At 43.1% G+C, this 16,319-nt stretch carries 14 protein-coding genes and 1 pseudogene; 4 read left to right on the top strand and 11 right to left on the bottom strand.

The genetic code is table 11. The annotated features are described in order from the left end of the window. Nucleotides 1-69 precede the first annotated feature (69 nt). The gene (locus F897_RS12480; RefSeq protein ID WP_005236391.1) at nucleotides 70-1,305 is read right to left on the bottom strand and encodes a pyridoxal phosphate-dependent aminotransferase; all 1,236 of its coding nucleotides are present in this window, start codon (nucleotides 1,303-1,305) and stop codon (nucleotides 70-72) included. Nucleotides 1,306-1,457: 152 nt separating this feature from the next. Between F897_RS12480 and msrB the strand changes: the two genes are divergently transcribed. The 3 genes from msrB to F897_RS12465 all read left to right on the top strand — a co-directional run bounded on the left by msrB (nucleotide 1,458) and on the right by F897_RS12465 (nucleotide 3,526). Continuing rightward, nucleotides 1,458-1,877, top strand: coding sequence for a peptide-methionine (R)-S-oxide reductase MsrB (gene msrB, locus F897_RS12475; RefSeq protein ID WP_004784131.1), 420 nt, complete (start codon nucleotides 1,458-1,460; stop codon nucleotides 1,875-1,877). Next, a complete protein-coding gene (locus tag F897_RS12470) occupies nucleotides 1,874-2,350 on the top strand; it encodes a glutathione peroxidase (protein ID WP_004784130.1) in 477 nt (158 codons plus the stop codon). The genes msrB and F897_RS12470 overlap by 4 nt, the downstream gene beginning before the upstream one ends. A gap of 213 nt (nucleotides 2,351-2,563) precedes the next feature. Then, nucleotides 2,564-3,526: an IS30 family transposase gene (locus tag F897_RS12465; RefSeq protein ID WP_005236389.1), complete on the top strand. Its 963-nt coding sequence runs from the start codon at nucleotides 2,564-2,566 to the stop codon at nucleotides 3,524-3,526. A gap of 30 nt (nucleotides 3,527-3,556) precedes the next feature. Here F897_RS12465 and dapC read toward each other — a convergent pair whose 3' ends face one another. The 5 genes from dapC to F897_RS12435 all read right to left on the bottom strand — a co-directional run bounded on the left by dapC (nucleotide 3,557) and on the right by F897_RS12435 (nucleotide 10,580). Next, nucleotides 3,557-4,726, bottom strand: coding sequence for a succinyldiaminopimelate transaminase (gene dapC, locus F897_RS12460; protein ID WP_005236387.1), 1,170 nt, complete (start codon nucleotides 4,724-4,726; stop codon nucleotides 3,557-3,559). Nucleotides 4,727-4,748: 22 nt separating this feature from the next. Further along, a complete protein-coding gene (gene glnD / locus F897_RS12455; RefSeq protein WP_005236380.1) occupies nucleotides 4,749-7,415 on the bottom strand; it encodes a [protein-PII] uridylyltransferase in 2,667 nt (888 codons plus the stop codon). Nucleotides 7,416-7,438: 23 nt separating this feature from the next. Then, complete coding sequence (gene purT, locus F897_RS12450; protein ID WP_171065475.1) at nucleotides 7,439-8,653, bottom strand: formate-dependent phosphoribosylglycinamide formyltransferase; 1,215 nt, start codon at nucleotides 8,651-8,653, stop codon at nucleotides 7,439-7,441. 854 nt (nucleotides 8,654-9,507) lie between these two features. Continuing rightward, nucleotides 9,508-9,855 carry an L-valine transporter subunit YgaH gene (gene ygaH / locus F897_RS12440; RefSeq protein WP_005236372.1) on the bottom strand — a complete coding sequence of 116 codons (348 nt, stop codon included), beginning with the start codon at nucleotides 9,853-9,855 and terminating at the stop codon, nucleotides 9,508-9,510. Further along, the gene (locus F897_RS12435; protein WP_171065474.1) at nucleotides 9,852-10,580 is read right to left on the bottom strand and encodes an AzlC family ABC transporter permease; all 729 of its coding nucleotides are present in this window, start codon (nucleotides 10,578-10,580) and stop codon (nucleotides 9,852-9,854) included. Before F897_RS12435 ends, ygaH begins: the two co-directional genes overlap by 4 nt. Nucleotides 10,581-10,708: 128 nt before the next feature. Here F897_RS12435 and F897_RS12430 point away from each other — a divergent pair, with 128 nt between their 5' ends. Next, nucleotides 10,709-11,203, top strand: coding sequence for a hypothetical protein (locus tag F897_RS12430; RefSeq protein ID WP_005236368.1), 495 nt, complete (start codon nucleotides 10,709-10,711; stop codon nucleotides 11,201-11,203). A gap of 528 nt (nucleotides 11,204-11,731) precedes the next feature. Here F897_RS12430 and F897_RS12425 read toward each other — a convergent pair. From F897_RS12425 to F897_RS12405, 5 genes and pseudogenes are all read right to left on the bottom strand, one after another. After that, complete coding sequence (locus F897_RS12425; RefSeq protein ID WP_005236365.1) at nucleotides 11,732-12,346, bottom strand: superoxide dismutase; 615 nt, start codon at nucleotides 12,344-12,346, stop codon at nucleotides 11,732-11,734. A 214-nt stretch (nucleotides 12,347-12,560) separates the two neighbouring features. Beyond that, nucleotides 12,561-13,652, bottom strand: a complete 1,092-nt coding sequence (gene ychF / locus F897_RS12420) for a redox-regulated ATPase YchF (RefSeq protein ID WP_005236355.1) — start codon at nucleotides 13,650-13,652, stop codon at nucleotides 12,561-12,563. Nucleotides 13,653-13,763: 111 nt separating this feature from the next. Further along, nucleotides 13,764-14,422, bottom strand: a pseudogene (locus F897_RS12415) (methionine ABC transporter permease). Continuing rightward, nucleotides 14,403-15,473 carry a methionine ABC transporter ATP-binding protein gene (locus F897_RS12410; protein ID WP_005236349.1) on the bottom strand — a complete coding sequence of 357 codons (1,071 nt, stop codon included), beginning with the start codon at nucleotides 15,471-15,473 and terminating at the stop codon, nucleotides 14,403-14,405. The pseudogene F897_RS12415 and the gene F897_RS12410 overlap by 20 nt, the downstream one beginning before the upstream one ends. Nucleotides 15,474-15,483: 10 nt before the next feature. Then, a complete protein-coding gene (locus tag F897_RS12405; RefSeq protein WP_005236348.1) occupies nucleotides 15,484-16,314 on the bottom strand; it encodes a MetQ/NlpA family ABC transporter substrate-binding protein in 831 nt (276 codons plus the stop codon). Nucleotides 16,315-16,319 lie beyond the last annotated feature (5 nt).

Here is a 16,319-nt window from a genome sequence, read left to right as displayed (position 1 = left end):
ATCGCGGAACTTTTTAGACAATAAAAAACCGCATTCATGAATGCGGTTTTTTGAGTTAACTTTTATAAATTAACGCATTTTTGCCAGGAAACGGCCTAAACGGGTAATCGCTTCACGCAGTTCATTTTCTGCTGGCAGGAATACCACACGGAAATGATCCGGTGTTGGCCAGTTGAAACCAGTACCTTGAACCAATAGAACTTTCTCGGCACGTAACAGATCAAGCATCAGTTTTTCGTCATCCTGAACCGGATAGATTTCTGGATCAAGACGAGGGAAACAGTACATCGCACCTTCCGGTTTCACACAAGATACCCCTGGAATCTCGTTTAGCATTTCCCAGGCAATATTACGCTGTTCATATAGACGGCCACCTGGGCGGATCAAGTCATTAATAGACTGATAGCCACCGAGTGCAGTCTGAATTGCATATTGTGCTTGATGATTCGCGCAAAGACGCATTGAAGCCAGCATATCCAGGCCTTCAATGTAGTCCATTGCACGTGATTTATCACCAGTAATCGCCATCCAGCCTGAGCGATAGCCAGCAATACGATAGGCCTTAGATAAACCGTTGAACGATACACATAATTGCTTGCCTGCAAGCGAAGCTACTGAAACATGTTCAATACCATCGTAAACGATCTTGTCATAGATTTCGTCTGCAAACAGGATCAGATCATATTTCTTCGCCAGATCCACGATTTGCTGTAATACATGACGCGGATAAACCGAACCAGTCGGGTTATTCGGGTTGATAATCACGATCCCGCGGGTATTTGGCGTGATTTTGCTTTCCATATCCGCAATATCTGGATACCAGTGATCTTCTTCATCACATTTATAGTGAATCGCAGTACCGCCAGACAGGTTCACTGCTGCAGTCCATAATGGATAATCCGGCATTGGAATCAGCATTTCATCGCCGTCATCCAGCAGGCCTTGCATCGCCATCACGATCAGCTCAGATACGCCATTGCCAACATACACGTCGTTCACGTGCATATCCAGAATGCCTTTTTGCTGGTAATACTGGCAGATCGCTTTACGTGCCGGGAAAATCCCTTTGGAATCTGTATAGCCAATCGCATTTGGCAGGTTCAGTGCAACATCATTAATGATTTCTTGCGGGGCTTCAAAGCCGAATGGGGCGGGATTTCCGATATTCAGTTTGATAATTTTATGTCCGGCTTCTTCCATCTCGTTGGCCGCTCGTAACACTGGTCCGCGAATGTCGTAGCAAACATGCTCAAGCTTAGACGATTTCTTGATCTCGCGAGGGGGGGTGTTACCAATACCGGACATAATTCCATCCAATTAATTTTTAAGTTAAACCTATAGATTACGCAAATATCACAATCTATGCTGAAATTTCGCTAGAAATTTTTTCATCTCTAGCGTAAATATGGAAGTACTGAAGCATGACATTGAATGTCAAAGATTTAAAGGAGTTAGTGATGGGAAAACTCAATAAAACAGACCGGGAATGGCAAAGAGAGTTATCACCAGAAGAGTTTCGCATTACGCGTGAAAAAGGAACTGAACCGGCATTCACAGGCAAGTACTGGAATACAAAACAGGAAGGGACTTATGTCTGCCGTTGCTGTGGTACACCACTATTTTCTTCAACCACTAAATATGACAGCGGTTGCGGTTGGCCAAGCTTCTATCGTCCTGTGAGCAGCTCAGTTGTAGAAGAATTACCTGATACTTCACATGGTATGGTGAGAACAGAAATTGTTTGTCATCATTGTGATGCACATTTGGGACACGTTTTCCCGGATGGTCCGGAACCGACTGGCTTACGTTATTGTGTAAACTCAGCCTCTTTAGAATTACAAACACAAGAAAAAACTGACGAGGAAACTTATCCATGACCAGCATTTATCAGTTTGAAGCTGAGTTGTTAGATGGGAAAAACAAACGACTTGCAGATTATGAAGGAAAAGTACTTTTAATCGTAAATACCGCGAGCAAATGTGGTTTCACTCCACAATTTGCAGGTCTGGAAAAGCTTTACCAGAAATATAAAGAGCAGGGACTGGAAGTTTTAGGTTTTCCATGCAACCAGTTTGGTGGACAGGATCCAGGTTCAAATGAACAGATCGGTGAATTTTGCCAGAAAAATTATGGGGTTTCTTTCCCAATGTTTTCCAAGGTAGATGTTAAAGGTCCAGAAGCGCATGCGATCTTCCGTTACTTGACCAATAATTCTAAAGGAATTCTAGGAAATGGTATTAAGTGGAATTTTACCAAATTCCTAATTGGTCGTGATGGCAAGGTATTAAACCGTTTTGCACCTACCACCAAACCTGAAGATCTCGAAACAGAAATTGAAAAGGTTTTATAAGTTTATTTGAAATGTCTAATTTCTAATGAATAGAAAATAAGTTAAATAAAAAATAATTTGTAGTCAATATCCATAAAAAAACCCACTTCTGGAAAGTGGGTTTTTTTTATTCGCAGATTCAAATACCAAGTGCGACATATTTGTAGTTAGTTGAAAAAGTTAGGTGTATTAAAATCATTAGACTTTTTTCAACTCGCAATTGGAAAGCACCCAATGAAGCAATACACCCAACTTTCTCAAGATGAAAGATACGAAATTTATGCTGCTTTGAAAAGCAAATCTTCAATCTCTACCCTTGCCAGGGAGCTTGGACGTTCTCGATCAACCCTTTATCGTGAGATCAAAAGAAATACTGGAAAACGTGGATATCGAGCTCAACAGGCAGAGAAATTTTCAAGTCAAAGACGATATCGATCCTCTTCACAAATGACGGATTTTGCTCTCGTTTATATTCGTTATCTGATTGGCTTAGATTGGTCTCCTGAGCAAATTTCAGGTGCTTTAACACAACGAGGTTGGCTTGATGTGCCTTCACATGAATGGATTTATCAGTACGTCTATCTAGATAAATCTAAAGGCGGTAAGCTCCACATTCATTTAAGACATCAAAAGAAATATCGTAAACGAGGCTATAAAAATACAGACCGTAGAGGCCAACTCGTTGATAGAACAAGTATTCACTGTCGCGATGAGGTCATCGAGAAACGTCAACGCCTAGGTGATTTTGAAGGTGATACCGTGATAGGCAAGAATCACAAGGGGGCATTATTAACTCTGGTTGAGCGCAAAAGCTTGTATGTAAATATCGTTCATTTGGGACAAACTAGAACCACAACTAAAACGATCTCGTGTGCTTTAGCATGTTTGCGCAGCAGTCATGCCTACAGTGTAACCTTTGATAATGGTAAGGAGTTCTCCGAGCACCGGCGGATAACGGAAGCAGGGATAGAGACGTACTTTGCAGATCCATACAAGTCGATTCAACGAGCCAGAAATGAAAATACCAATGGTCTGATCAGGCAATATCTGCCAAAATCATCTTCGTTTGATGAAGTGTCAAATGAACAAATAGAGCAGATAGAATTTGCTCTCAATCATCGCCCTAGAAAAACACTAGGCTGGTATACGCCTAGTGAAGTTATGGCTGGTTTTTATACTGTTGCACTTGCTGCTTGAATCCGCCATTTGTGTTTAGGTCTTAGAAGATTAAAGAATCGCTTTTAAACGCTGAATTACCTGCTCACATTGTGCCAGATCAGCCACCAATGCCAGACGCACATGATTTTCACCCGGGTTGCCTTGTGTAGTTTCACGAGACAGGTAACGGCCTGGTAATACTTTGATATGCGCTTTTTCCATCAACATTTTGGCAAAAGCTTCATCATTGTCCACTTTGAGCCAATAGTAGAAACCCGCATCCGGTTTTTTCAGCGGAAGCAAGTGCCCCAATTCTTTCTGGAACAGATCGAACTTGGCACGATACTGTACCCGGTTTTCTTCCACATGGGCTTCATCATTCCAAGCGGTAATTGATGCTAGCTGGTGTTGCACCGGCATCGCTGCACCGTGATAAGTACGGTATTGCAGATAAGGTTTGAGTAAAGTGGCATCACCTGCAACAAAGCCTGAACGCATGCCTGGCAGGTTGGAGCGTTTAGATAGAGAATGGAAAACGACACAGTTTTTATAGTCATCTCGGCCAATCTCGGCACACACTTCCAGTAAACCTGTCGGTGCTTCATCAAACCAGAGTTCTGAATAGCATTCATCAGAAGCAATGACAAAATCATATTTGTCTGACAGTGCAATCAGCTTTTTAAACTGCTCTTTAGAAAGAACAGCACCTGTTGGGTTGCCCGGTGTACACACAAATAACAGGGCAGTTTTTTCCCAGACTTCAGCCGGAACTGCATCAAAGTCACCTAGGTAGCCATTTTCTTCAGTACAGTTAATGAAATAAGGTTTTGCACCTGCAAGCAGGGTAGCACCTTCATAAATCTGGTAGAAAGGGTTTGGCATCACCACATAAGGCGCATCTTCACGATTAATCAGCGCCTGAACAAAAGAGAAGATCGCTTCACGGGTACCGGAAACCGGCAATACATTGCTGTCTGCACTGATGCTATTCAGTTTAAAACGACGAGTCAGCCAGTTGGCAATGCTTTCTCGTAATTCAGGTAAGCCTTTGCTGTTCGGATAAGTCGATAGATGCTGGAAATTATCAATAATCGCCTGTTTCACAAACTCGGGTGCTGGATGCTTTGGTTCACCAATTGAAAGGGGAATCAAAGGCATATTCGCAGGCTGGATATCCGCGAAAAGTTTATTCAACTTTTCAAACGGATATGGGTGCAATAAAGACAAGCTAGAGTTCATGAATGTGTTACCGAGCAGTGTATTAGTGTTGAGCATTGACCTGATGTGAGGCCTCATCCAGAGCAGCTTTTAATGCCGCTGCAAAATTGTCGGACTCTGTTTGGGTCATTGGGCTGCCATCTTTTTTGGTGACAAAGAAAATATCTTCAGCACGTTCGCCAAGCGTGGCAATTTTAGCAGAGTGAATATCCAGACCCTGCATCATAAATAAACCGCCAATTTTCGCAAGTAAACCAGGATGGTCAAGTGTCGCAATTTCCACCATATTCTGATTTAAAGCCTCATTGAGAGTGATATCGACAGTATTTTCAATATCAAAATGACGTAACTGACGCGGAATACGGCGCTGCATCAGACCTGGATATTCATCAGAATGACTTAAGGCATCCTGTAAGGCTTCAATCACAGTCGCTTCACGTTCCGGGTCAGTCAGCAGCGTGCCAAAACGGTCAAGTACCACATAGGTATCCAGACTAAAGGCTTTGGTCGCGGTAATAATCCGGGCATCCTGAACGTCCAGATTCATGCGATCCAGAACAGCAACCGTGGTAGCGAACAGATTTGGCTTGTCTTGGGTATAGATGAAGATCTGCACGGCATCCTGCGCATATTTACGATGCGCACGCATTAATACCAATGGTGCAGGATTATCACCATGTTCCAGAATGGCACGGGTATGCCAGGCGATTTCATCGGCAGATTCTTTCAGGAAGTAATCATCGCCCAATTCCTGCCAGACTTTTTCGACATCATAAAGGGAAAAATGTTCCACCAACCGTTCACTGGCTTCAAATTTGGTATCTTCAATCAGCATCTGGTAATCAACCGGACGGCCCAAGCCAGAACGGATCACATCACGTGCATGCGTATAAAGCTGACGCATTAAAGAAGAACGCCAGGTATTCCAGAGTTTTGGATTGGTCGCATTAATATCTGCCACTGTCAGCGTGTACAGATAATCCAGATGCTCCATATCGCCCATTTTTTCAGCAAATTCTTTGACTACATCCGGATCGGAAATGTCTTTTTTCTGTGAAGTCACCGACATGGACAAATGGTTTTCAATCAGCCAAGCAACCAGATTGCATTCACGTTCGGTAAAGCCATGGGTACGGCAGAACTGAATCGCATCGGCTGCACCAAGCTCACTATGATCGCCACCACGACCTTTGGCAATATCATGGAAAATAGCCGCTAGATAAACAATGTCACGACGTGCTAAGCGCTGGAACACGGAGCTGACTACAGGGAATTCTTTGGCAAATTCAGGTTCCTTAAAGCGGTTCAGATTGCGGATCAAGAGCAGGGTATGTGCATCTACGGTATAGATATGGAACAGGTCATATTGCATCAGGCCGGTAATCTGTCCGAAAGCCGGAATATATTTGCCCAGGACACCATAACGTTTCATTGCCACCAAGGTTTCATAGAGGCGATGCGGTGAACGAATGATGGCCATAAATAGGGCCTGGTGTACCGGATTATCACGGAAATCCTGATCAATACGTTTAGCTGCCAGAGTAAGCAGACGTAAAGTACGGGCACGTATGCCCTCAATTTCAGGACGATTAGCCAGCAAATAGAAAATTTCCAGAATGGCACTTGGCTTTTCCGAGAAAATCTTGTGATGTTGAACTGCTAACTTGCCATCGACCAGTTTGAAATTTTCATTAATTTCTTCAATCTGGCGTTCATATTGAGGTAAACGCGGAGTAATGACCGATTCATTAAAATAGGCCAGCAGCATTTCATTCAGAGTCGAAACCTGCTGTGCGCTACGGTAATAGCGCTTCATAAACTGTTCGATTGGATAGTTCGGTGACTGACCTTCTTCACGGGTATAACCAAACATCGCCGCAATATCTCGTTGATAATCGAACAGCAGGCGATTTTCATCGCGCTTGGTCAGACGGTGTAAATGATGACGAATTTCCCAGAGAAAGCTTTCAGCTTCTTCGAGTACGGCAAGTTCAAACTCTGAAATAAAGCCCAGATGCACCAGGTCATAAATACGGTTGACACGGAAATGACGTTTGGCAATCCAGCCAATCTGGTTAATATCACGGATACCGCCCGGTGCATTTTTAATATCCGGTTCCAGATTGCTTTCAGTATTATTGTGTTGAGCATAACGTTTGTGCTGCTCATCCATTTTCGCATCAAAAAAGGTTTTATCGGTCCAGGTTTGTGAAACGATTCGGCGTGGCCACTTGGTCAAATTTTCATTGCCAATAATCAGACGTGCCTCGATCAAGGACGTCGCTACAGTAAGGTCGCTGCTGGCCTGATTGACACATTCATTGATGGTACGAACACTGATGCCCGGTTTGAAGTTGCCTACATCCCAAAGAGAGGAAATAAAGCTGGAGATCAGCTTTTCCTGCTCTGGAGTGAAATCATCTTCAGAAAGGATCATGATATCGACATCTGAATAAGGCAGCATTTCGCGGCGGCCATAACCGCCGACTGCGAAAAGTGCCAAATCGGTTTGATCCAATTCAGCATGATTCCACAGGAATTGCAGAGCCTCATCAATCAGGTTGGAACGGGCCTGAATGATGTCACGGATAGACTGTCCATTTTCAAAACATTCCTGAAGCTGATTTTCTACATCGCTACGCCATTGGTTGATCGCTTTGATGTCATTGTGACTTTTAATGTAATTCAGCAGTGGGGAGGTATTGATCATGAACAGTGGTCCGTTGTATTTACTTAATTTTGATTCACATTAACTTGGTCAGCAACCTGTTGAGCCAGCTCGCGAGCCTGTTCAATGCTTTCTGCACGCGCAGTCACGACACCCATACGGCGGCGTTTAAAACCTTCAGGTTTACCAAACAGGCGTAAATCGGTATCGGCATGGGCTAAAGCAAGATTCAGGCCAGAAAATGAAAGATTGCGATCATCGACACCTGCGTAAATTACGGCACTGGCAGCCACACTATGGCGAGCTGTATTGACTGGTAAGCCTAAAATAGCACGGGCATGCAGTTCAAATTCACTCTGGAACTGGGAAGCCAAAGTGACCAGACCAGTGTCATGCGGGCGAGGTGAAACCTCACTAAACCATACTTTGTCGCCTTTGACAAAGAGTTCTATACCAAAAATGCCGCAACCGCCCAATGCCGTGGTGACTTTATTGGCGATACGTTTTGATTCTTCCAGAGCAGCCGGGCTCATTGGCTGAGGCTGCCAGCTTTCTACATAGTCACCTGAGTCCTGACGATGTCCGATTGGATCACAGTAAGAGGTTTCGATTTCGCCAGTTTGAGGATTCTTAGCCCGCACAGTAAGCAGGGTAATCTCAAAATCAAAATCAATTTGTGATTCGACAATTACTTTGCCCTGATTAACTCGACCACCTGTTTGCGCATATTCCCAGGCAGCATCGACTTCTTCAAAACTCTTCACGCGAGATTGGCCTTTACCTGAAGAAGACATCACCGGTTTCACAAAGTTTGGATAACCAATGTCATCACAGGCTGCGCGGAAAGATTCCAGAGAAGCGGCAAAGCGATAAGCAGACGTCTGTAAGCCTAGTTCTTCAGCTGCCAGACGACGAATGCCTTCACGGTTCATGGTCAAGTTCACTGCTTTGGCAGACGGAATCACAGTGGCAATATTCTGTTCTTCAATTTCAACCAATACTTCTGTTGCAATCGCTTCAATTTCAGGAACAATAAGATGCGGCTGAATTTTTTGAATGAGCTGTTTGAGTTCCGCTGCATCTGCCATATTTAAGGCATAAGAAAAATGTGCCACCTGCATGGCAGGAGCATCTGCATAACGATCTGCAGCATGAACTTCTACACCTAAACGTTGCAAGGAAATCACCACTTCCTTACCTAGTTCTCCTGAACCTAGCAATAGAACTTTAAAAGCTGAAGATTGAAGAGGAGTACCAATAGTCACGTTCATGTGTATTATCCATGCTTGATTTTATGGACTTTTAGCATAACAGAACTCAATGCCGAGGTAAGCCGAGTTTCATACAAAATTGTGATATTGACCAGCAGTTTTATTTATAAAACTTTATAGAGAATTGCATCTGAAATCAGGCAGTTCGCTTTACTGTATTTTTCATAGGGTTTAAATCATAAATACGGTTTTGCGGATTGAGTTTTTCCATATGCAGAATTTGCATGTCATTGAGTTGAAGTTGATGGAGAAGTTTCAGACTTTGTATTCTCTTAAAGGTGTAAGAGGGAATGACAAAAGGACAGATAAAACCAAATATCCATAGCAATAAACCAAATCCTGAAAATTGCAGTGCATCGAGGAATACAGTGAAAAAATGGAATTGATGATTTGACACTGCGACAAGTGAAAAGAATAAAAACAGTAATATTATACTAAAGCAAAATACATAAATAAGATTTGGAATGCCTTTATGTAGCAGGCTCCATCGGCTAAAAATGATTTGTTTGGGATGCAGATGGATTACCTGTTGAGTCTGGTTATATAGGGCAATGATTTTATTTTTGCCATGCTTCTGAATATAAATGACACGGACATGATCTGCGGGTTCAGCAACCACTTCTACAAAATGACCAGTAAAATTCTGTGCATTGATAAAACATTCAAAATAACAGCCGGGTAATTCATACTGGTTAAAATAGCCAACATTTCATCACGTCGATGATGAATAAATATTTTCCCTTCAATCATTTGCTTTGGCTCGAACATACCAATACTTTCCTTATTTTTCTTCTTATATAAAAAAGACTTATATATTTAATTTAGCATAAGTCTTGAATGAGATTTCTAATTTTCTAAAAGGCTTAAAAAGGCACGGGGATATAGGTATAAATCAGGCCATAAGTTAAGGCTGCAGTTAAGGTCGCCATGACGATTTTCTTGAACTTGAAATATAGTCCAGCGAGTACAATAAAACCGATCAGCATGGCAAAACTTTTATCTGGCGTTTCCAGTAAGGATGGTAAGGTCGCCACAACCAGCATGGAACTGATGGCAGCAATTCCAATCGAACCCAAAGCGATTTTCAGCCAAAGCGCACCACGTTTTTGCGAACCCTGCTGAAATTTTTGAATCATATAGAAAGGACCAAAACGTGAGGCAAAATTGGCAATTCCGACAATAATCCCGACCAAAATAATTTCAAGGTTCATGATTGATCTCCTGCATATTCAGGATCTGGTTTTTTCAGTACATAGTGCTTGAACAGGCCGGCCAAAATGCCGGAACTGATGCCAATAAAGATCGCAGCGGACAAATCGATAAAATAACAGGCAACTGCTGAGACAATAATCGTGATGGTCACGACAAAGGTATGTTTCTTTTCAAAGGCTGCCAATAAAAAACTTAAGAACAGGGCAGGTAGCAGGAAATCTAAAGCCGCCTGCAAGAATTGTGGCAGATGACTAACCTGATCAGCAAATAGGCCGCCTAGAAATGAACCTGTCGCCCAAGATAACCAGCTAAACAGACTCAGACCGAGCATCCACGACTCTGACCATTCCTGACGCCGTTGTGACAGCTTGATCATACCTGAAGCAAAGACTTCATCAGTAAGACCCCAAGCCCAGACTGCGGTTTTCTTTAAGTTGAGTTGGTCCTGAATCAGGTTTTGTAAAGCTGGGCCGTATAAAAGATGGCGAATGTCCAAAGCAATTACGGTCAATGCAGTCATCCAGATCGAAGTACCGCTACCAAGTAGAGCTACAACTAAAAATTGACTGGCACCGGCATACATGGAGCAGGACAGAAATAAGGCTTCCCAGGCAGTAAAGCCGAACTGGGTGGCAGAAACGCCAAAAGCAAAGGAGACCGGAAGGTAAGTAAATATAATGGCCTGGCTATCTTTGGCACCTTGCCAGAAACCGGCAGGTTGCATCGCTACTAGATTGTGGTCAGACACAAAACACCTTGAGGGAGAGAGTTAAAACAGGGATTAAATCAAGATTGTGTATTGTACGCGAATTTACTAGCATAGTGCCGAAATATTTAACTGGCGATTCTGATATGTTGATGTTCAAGACACGTGCAATGCTGGTCGGTGTTTTAATCGGCAGCACCTTATTTCTTCAAGCTTGTGGAAATGACAGTCAAGCGCCAAAGGCCGAAATTAAAGCGGCACCTAAACTCTCCAATGATGCAACAACTTATGCTAATGCTGCATGGCAATTCATGAATGAAGTCGATCCGCTGGTCTATAACAAGGAAATGGAGCAGATTGATGCTCAGGTGCGTCAACCGGCCCGTAAATTAAGTACTGACTGGCGCATTAATGTGAAAATGACTGACTCAGTGACGGAAGGAAAATATGCCTTATGTCGTAAGGCTTTAACCAGTCTGGAAATCTGGGCACGTAGCACCGTTGAAAATAGCAGTAGCGTGGCACAGAGACAGGCCGACTATGAGCGTGATAAACAGCAATGTCAGGGAGCAATTGCTCATCCTGAACTGGGAAATACTGATCCAAAGCAGAAAGGTAATGCAGTAGCTGAACAGTCTTAATCGGGTTTTATAATCTTCAGGCGGAACTTTGGTTCCGCTTTTTTGTTATAAAAAACGATTATATTTATATAAATAAACAATAATTAAAATCAAGAAATATTGCCCTGAGTCATTAAAAAAGTCCTATAATTGACTAATAATCAAGCGATTTGGAAATAGAAGTTAATTTTCGGAGTAAGTTTAAATGTTAAATAAATTGTTTTTAGCGATAAGTATAAGTACTGTTTTAGTAAGTGCAGTACAAGCTTCTCATGCGTGTGAAGTGGCATCATGTACCAATGGCTTTGATAGCGTCAATGTTTGTGAATTGCGTTCTTAAATTTTAAATTCATCTCCCTATAGAAAATTCAAACAGCAAAAAATAAAAGAAGCCTCAGAATAAGGCTTCCCATACAGTTAGACGATCATGTCTTAAAGCAACATGAAGAGACGTTCTAGATACAACACTGCTCCGCCCAAAAGAATACTGAGGCCGCAGATCAAGCGTAAAGAGTGCCAAGACATGAGATTTCGTCCTACTGTATTCATTTATATTGAAAGTGCTTCCAGATAACGGCGATTCACTTCCTTCCAGTTCACCACATTAAAGAAAGCGGCAATATATTCAGGACGACGGTTCTGGTATTTCAAATAGTACGCATGTTCCCAGACATCCAGACCTAGAATCGGAGTATTGCCATGCATGAGTGGTGAGTCCTGATTGGCGCTACTTTCTATAATAATGGTTTGATCAGGTGCTACGCTGAGCCAGGCCCATCCACTACCAAAACGGGTTAAGGCTGCCTTGGTAAAAGCTTCTTTAAAAGCTTCAAAGCCACCAAGCTCCTTGTCGATCGCTTGTGCAATTTCACCTTCAGGATTGCCACCGCCCTCTGGGCTCATTACTGTCCAGAACAGGGAATGGTTGGCATGACCGCCACCATTATTAATCACATTATTTTTCAAATCTTCAGGTACCTGATTGGCTTTGCTTACCAGTTCTTCCACAGAAAGATCTTCCCATTCTGTGCCTTCAATACTTGCATTGATGTTGTTGATATAAGTTTGATGATGTTTGGTATGGTGGATTTCCATAGTTTTAGCATCAATATGCGGTTCCAATGCATCATAAGCATAAGGGAGTTCGGGAAGGGTATAGCTCATCTTTAATTGTCCTTAAGCGTAATTGAGTGAGTGGAATTTTCGACTAAATTTTAAAATACGCTTGAGTTGTATTAAATACAATGAGAATTATTATCATTAATGTTATGGGGTGAGATTTTTATAAATAAGGTGTAAAGATGCGTATGAAAATGGCAAGAAATCAAATTTGGTAACAAAAAAGCCCCAGATTTGGGGCTTTTCTTTGGTTTTAAACTTATACGTTGAAACGGAAGTGCAGAACGTCACCGTCCTGAACGATATAAGTTTTACCTTCCAGACGCCATTTACCAGCTTCTTTAGCGCCAGCTTCGCCGTTGTACTGTACGAAGTCATCATAAGCAATACATTCTGCGCGAATGAAGCCTTTTTCGAAGTCAGTATGAATGACACCCGCTGCTTGAGGGGCAGTAGCACCGACTTTAACCGTCCAGGCACGAACTTCCTGTACACCGGCAGTAAAGTAAGTTTGCAAGCCTAGCAGTGAATAGCCTGCGCGGATTACCACGTTCAGACCCGGCTCTTCCATATCCATTGCTTCCAGGAATTCGGCACGGTCTTCATCTTCAAGCAATGAAATTTCAGCTTCGATCTGGTTGCAAAGTGGAACCACGATTGCATTTTCAGCAGCTGCCAGTTCACGTACCGCATCGAGGTGCGGGTTGTTTTCAAAACCGTCTTCTGCCACGTTAGCGATGTACATCGTTGGTTTAAGTGTTAATAGACCAAAGCCACGAACCAGTTTACGTTCGTCATCATCCAGATTTGCTGCACGGGCAGGTTTGCCTTCATCTAGAAGAGGTAGGATTTTTTCTAGAACGGCTTTAGTGGCTACAGCTTCTTTATCGCCACCTTTGGCAGACTTCGCCAAACGAGTCACTGCTTTAGTCACAGTTTCAAGATCAGCTAGAGCAAGTTCAGTGTTAATCGTTGCGATATCATCAAGCGGATCAATTTTACCGTTGACGTGAATCACGTTTTCATCTTCGAAACAACGAACAACGTGAGCAATTGCATCAGTTTCACGGATGTTAGCTAGGAACTGGTTACCCAGACCTTCGCCTTTAGATGCACCAGCAACCAGACCCGCGATGTCCACGAATTCCATGGTAGTTGGTACCACGCGTTGTGGTTTCACAATTTCAGCAAGTTTGTCTAGGCGTGGATCAGGCACAGGCACGATACCGGTGTTTGGTTCAATCGTACAGAATGGGAAGTTTTCCGCAGCAATTGCAGCTTTAGTTAATGCATTGAAAAGCGTAGATTTACCAACGTTAGGCAGGCCTACAATACCACAATTAAAACCCATGAAATAACTCACAAAGCGTTATATAAAAATTGCCAGTGATTTTACATGAAAGCCATGACAAAGTCAGGTCATGGCTGGGTGCTTTGTTGAAAACTTATGAAATAGATGTTTTTAAATTTTACGTTTATCGAGCTGATTCGATAGGGTGTCACCAGTGGCCTGAACTAGCATGACCAGAATTACCAGCACCACAATTACGGCTAGCATGATCTGCATATCAAAACGCTGATAGCCATAACGATAGGCAATATCACCCAATCCACCTGCACCGATCGCACCGGCAATCGCCGAGGAGTTAATCATGGTCACCAAAGTGACGGTAAAACCAGCCACAATCCCCGCTAAAGCTTCAGGCAATAGCACAGCCAGATAATCTGCTTACGGTTACAACCAATTGCTTGAGCCGCTTCTATCAGCCCCTGATCGACTTCACGTAGGCTTACTTCAGCAATCCGGGCAGAGAAAGGAGTCGCCGCTAAGGTTAAAGGTACAACGGCTGCCCAGACCCCATAACTGGTGCCGACAATCCAGCGGGTAATAGGAATCAGCGCCACCATCAAAATCAGGAAAGGCACCGAACGGGTAATATTCACAACCCAGCCCAAAGCCTGATTAATGGGTTTAGATGGGTAAATACCATGTTCAGACGTACTGACTAACACAACCGCCATCGGTAAACCAATCAAAAAGGCAACGATTGCGGATACACCAACCATGATGAGGGTATCGGTGGTTCCTGTTAGTAATAAATCAATGAGTTGGTCGTGCATAGCCAATCACCTCAATCTGTGCAATGTGTTGTTTTAATTTTTGCTGAAGTAAGTCGGTATCCAGATTCAGATCAGCAACCGCGACAATCAGGCTACCGACCAGATGATTCTGGATGCTGTCGATATGACTTTGATAGAGATGCACCGGATGCTCGAACTGTTCAAAAATCACTTTCAAATCTGGTGAATGCTGAACACTAGAGGCATAGCGAAGTTTGATAATGCTATGTGTAGTATCAGCAGCGACTTCAGGACTGATCGCAAATGGCAGTTCCAGTTGTTCCAGATTCAGCAGTTCCTGGGTGATTTGTTGCTGTGGATTGGAGAATACAGACCAGACTTCACCGGCTTCAACAATTTCACCTTTTTCAATTACGACGACTTGATCGCAGATTTCACGAATAACCTGCATTTCATGGGTGATCAGCACAATGGTAATGCTGAGTTTCTGGTTAATTTCTTTTAACAGTGATAACACCACAGAAGTACTTTCCGGATCCAGTGCAGAAGTGGCTTCATCACAGAGTAGAATCTCCGGATAGTGTACCAGTGCACGGGCAATGCCGACACGCTGTTTCTGTCCACCGGATAACTGAGAAGGGTAGTTCTGCGCTTTTTCGCTTAAGCCTACCAGTTGCAGTACTTCGTTTACACGTGCATCAATGTCTGATTTTTTATAATTCGCGACTTTTAAAGGTAATGCCACATTTTCCCATACGGTTTTGGCAGACATCAGGTTGAAGTGCTGAAAGATCATGCCAATGCGCTGACGTAACTGGATCAGTTCAGCATGGGTGAGCCCAGCCAGATCTTGTTGATGGATATGGATATGACCCTCACTGATCTGTTCCAGACCATTCAAAGTGCGTAACAGCGAAGATTTCCCCGCGCCACTTTTCCCGATAATCCCGAAAATTTTACTTTCAGGAATATCTAGGTTGATGTTTTTTAAGGCATGTACCGATTTGCCTTGTACCTCATAGTATTTATTCAGGTTGCGGATTTTGATATGCGGGACGGAAAACGCCACCTGAGAACCAAAACTCACCATAGTATTCTCCTTATTTCCAGCCCGGGAACCAGAGCTTCGCACCAAAGTCAGCATCTAATGCTTCCTTCACGCGAGGTGAGTTCTGATAGATTTCAACAAATTTTTTCAGCTTGTCATTTTTGTCCTGATAGTCCTCACGTACGGCAAACAGGATCGCATAACGGTTGTCTTTGCTAGAGTCAAATAACAACGCTTGTTCTGGATCAGCTGTTTTAGCCAGACGTAAGTAGTGTGGATAGCCAAATGCCAGATCAACATCATCAATGGCACGTGCGGTTTGTGGACCTTCAACTTCAATAAAATGCAGGTTCTTTGGATTCACTGCAATATCTTTCAGACTGGACAGGTGGTTGTTAGGATCTTTCAGTGTCACCAGTTTAGCCTGTTGCAATAACAGTAGCGCACGTCCCTGATTGACTGGATCGTTTGGCACCACCACTTTTGCGCCGTCTTTTAACTCATCCAGACTGTTAATTTTCTTGGAATACAGGCCAACGTGAGTCGCTGCACCTTTGGCAAATGCTTTGATTTTAAAATCAGTTTCTTTCTTGGCATTATCCAAAAATGGCTGATGCTGGAAGAAGTTGGCATCAATATCGCCATGATTCAGGGTGATATTCGGTGTATTCCAGTCCGAGAATTCGACCAGTTTGACATTGACACCTTGCTGTTTGGCTTCTTCTGCTGCGACCTGTAAAGGTTTGGCAAAAGATGGGCTGATACCGATGACCAGTTCATTCGAACCAGATTTTTTTTGTTGGTTACATACCACCAGTCCGATAATGACGACGGCAATAATTACCCCAATAATGCTGAATTTTGTTTTAGCAGTTTGTGCCATGTTGC

It is taken from the genome of Acinetobacter variabilis, assembly GCF_000369625.1.
In the GTDB taxonomy this organism is placed as follows: Bacteria; Pseudomonadota; Gammaproteobacteria; order Pseudomonadales; family Moraxellaceae; genus Acinetobacter; species Acinetobacter variabilis.
The sequence above is the reverse complement of the archived record's forward strand: the minus strand, read 5'-3'. Positions and strand labels throughout refer to the sequence as shown.

Coding starts and splice junctions, on each gene's coding strand:
- F897_RS12480 (WP_005236391.1), bottom strand. CDS start 1,305: ATGTCCGGTATTGGTAACACCCCCCCTCGCGAGATCAAGAAATCGTCT.
- msrB (WP_004784131.1), top strand. CDS start 1,458: ATGGGAAAACTCAATAAAACAGACCGGGAATGGCAAAGAGAGTTATCA.
- F897_RS12470 (WP_004784130.1), top strand. CDS start 1,874: ATGACCAGCATTTATCAGTTTGAAGCTGAGTTGTTAGATGGGAAAAAC.
- F897_RS12465 (WP_005236389.1), top strand. CDS start 2,564: ATGAAGCAATACACCCAACTTTCTCAAGATGAAAGATACGAAATTTAT.
- dapC (WP_005236387.1), bottom strand. CDS start 4,726: ATGAACTCTAGCTTGTCTTTATTGCACCCATATCCGTTTGAAAAGTTG.
- glnD (WP_005236380.1), bottom strand. CDS start 7,415: ATGATCAATACCTCCCCACTGCTGAATTACATTAAAAGTCACAATGAC.
- ygaH (WP_005236372.1), bottom strand. CDS start 9,855: ATGAACCTTGAAATTATTTTGGTCGGGATTATTGTCGGAATTGCCAAT.
- F897_RS12435 (WP_171065474.1), bottom strand. CDS start 10,580: ATGCAACCTGCCGGTTTCTGGCAAGGTGCCAAAGATAGCCAGGCCATT.
- F897_RS12430 (WP_005236368.1), top strand. CDS start 10,709: ATGTTGATGTTCAAGACACGTGCAATGCTGGTCGGTGTTTTAATCGGC.
- F897_RS12425 (WP_005236365.1), bottom strand. CDS start 12,346: ATGAGCTATACCCTTCCCGAACTCCCTTATGCTTATGATGCATTGGAA.
- ychF (WP_005236355.1), bottom strand. CDS start 13,652: ATGGGTTTTAATTGTGGTATTGTAGGCCTGCCTAACGTTGGTAAATCT.
- F897_RS12410 (WP_005236349.1), bottom strand. CDS start 15,473: ATGGTGAGTTTTGGTTCTCAGGTGGCGTTTTCCGTCCCGCATATCAAA.
- F897_RS12405 (WP_005236348.1), bottom strand. CDS start 16,314: ATGGCACAAACTGCTAAAACAAAATTCAGCATTATTGGGGTAATTATT.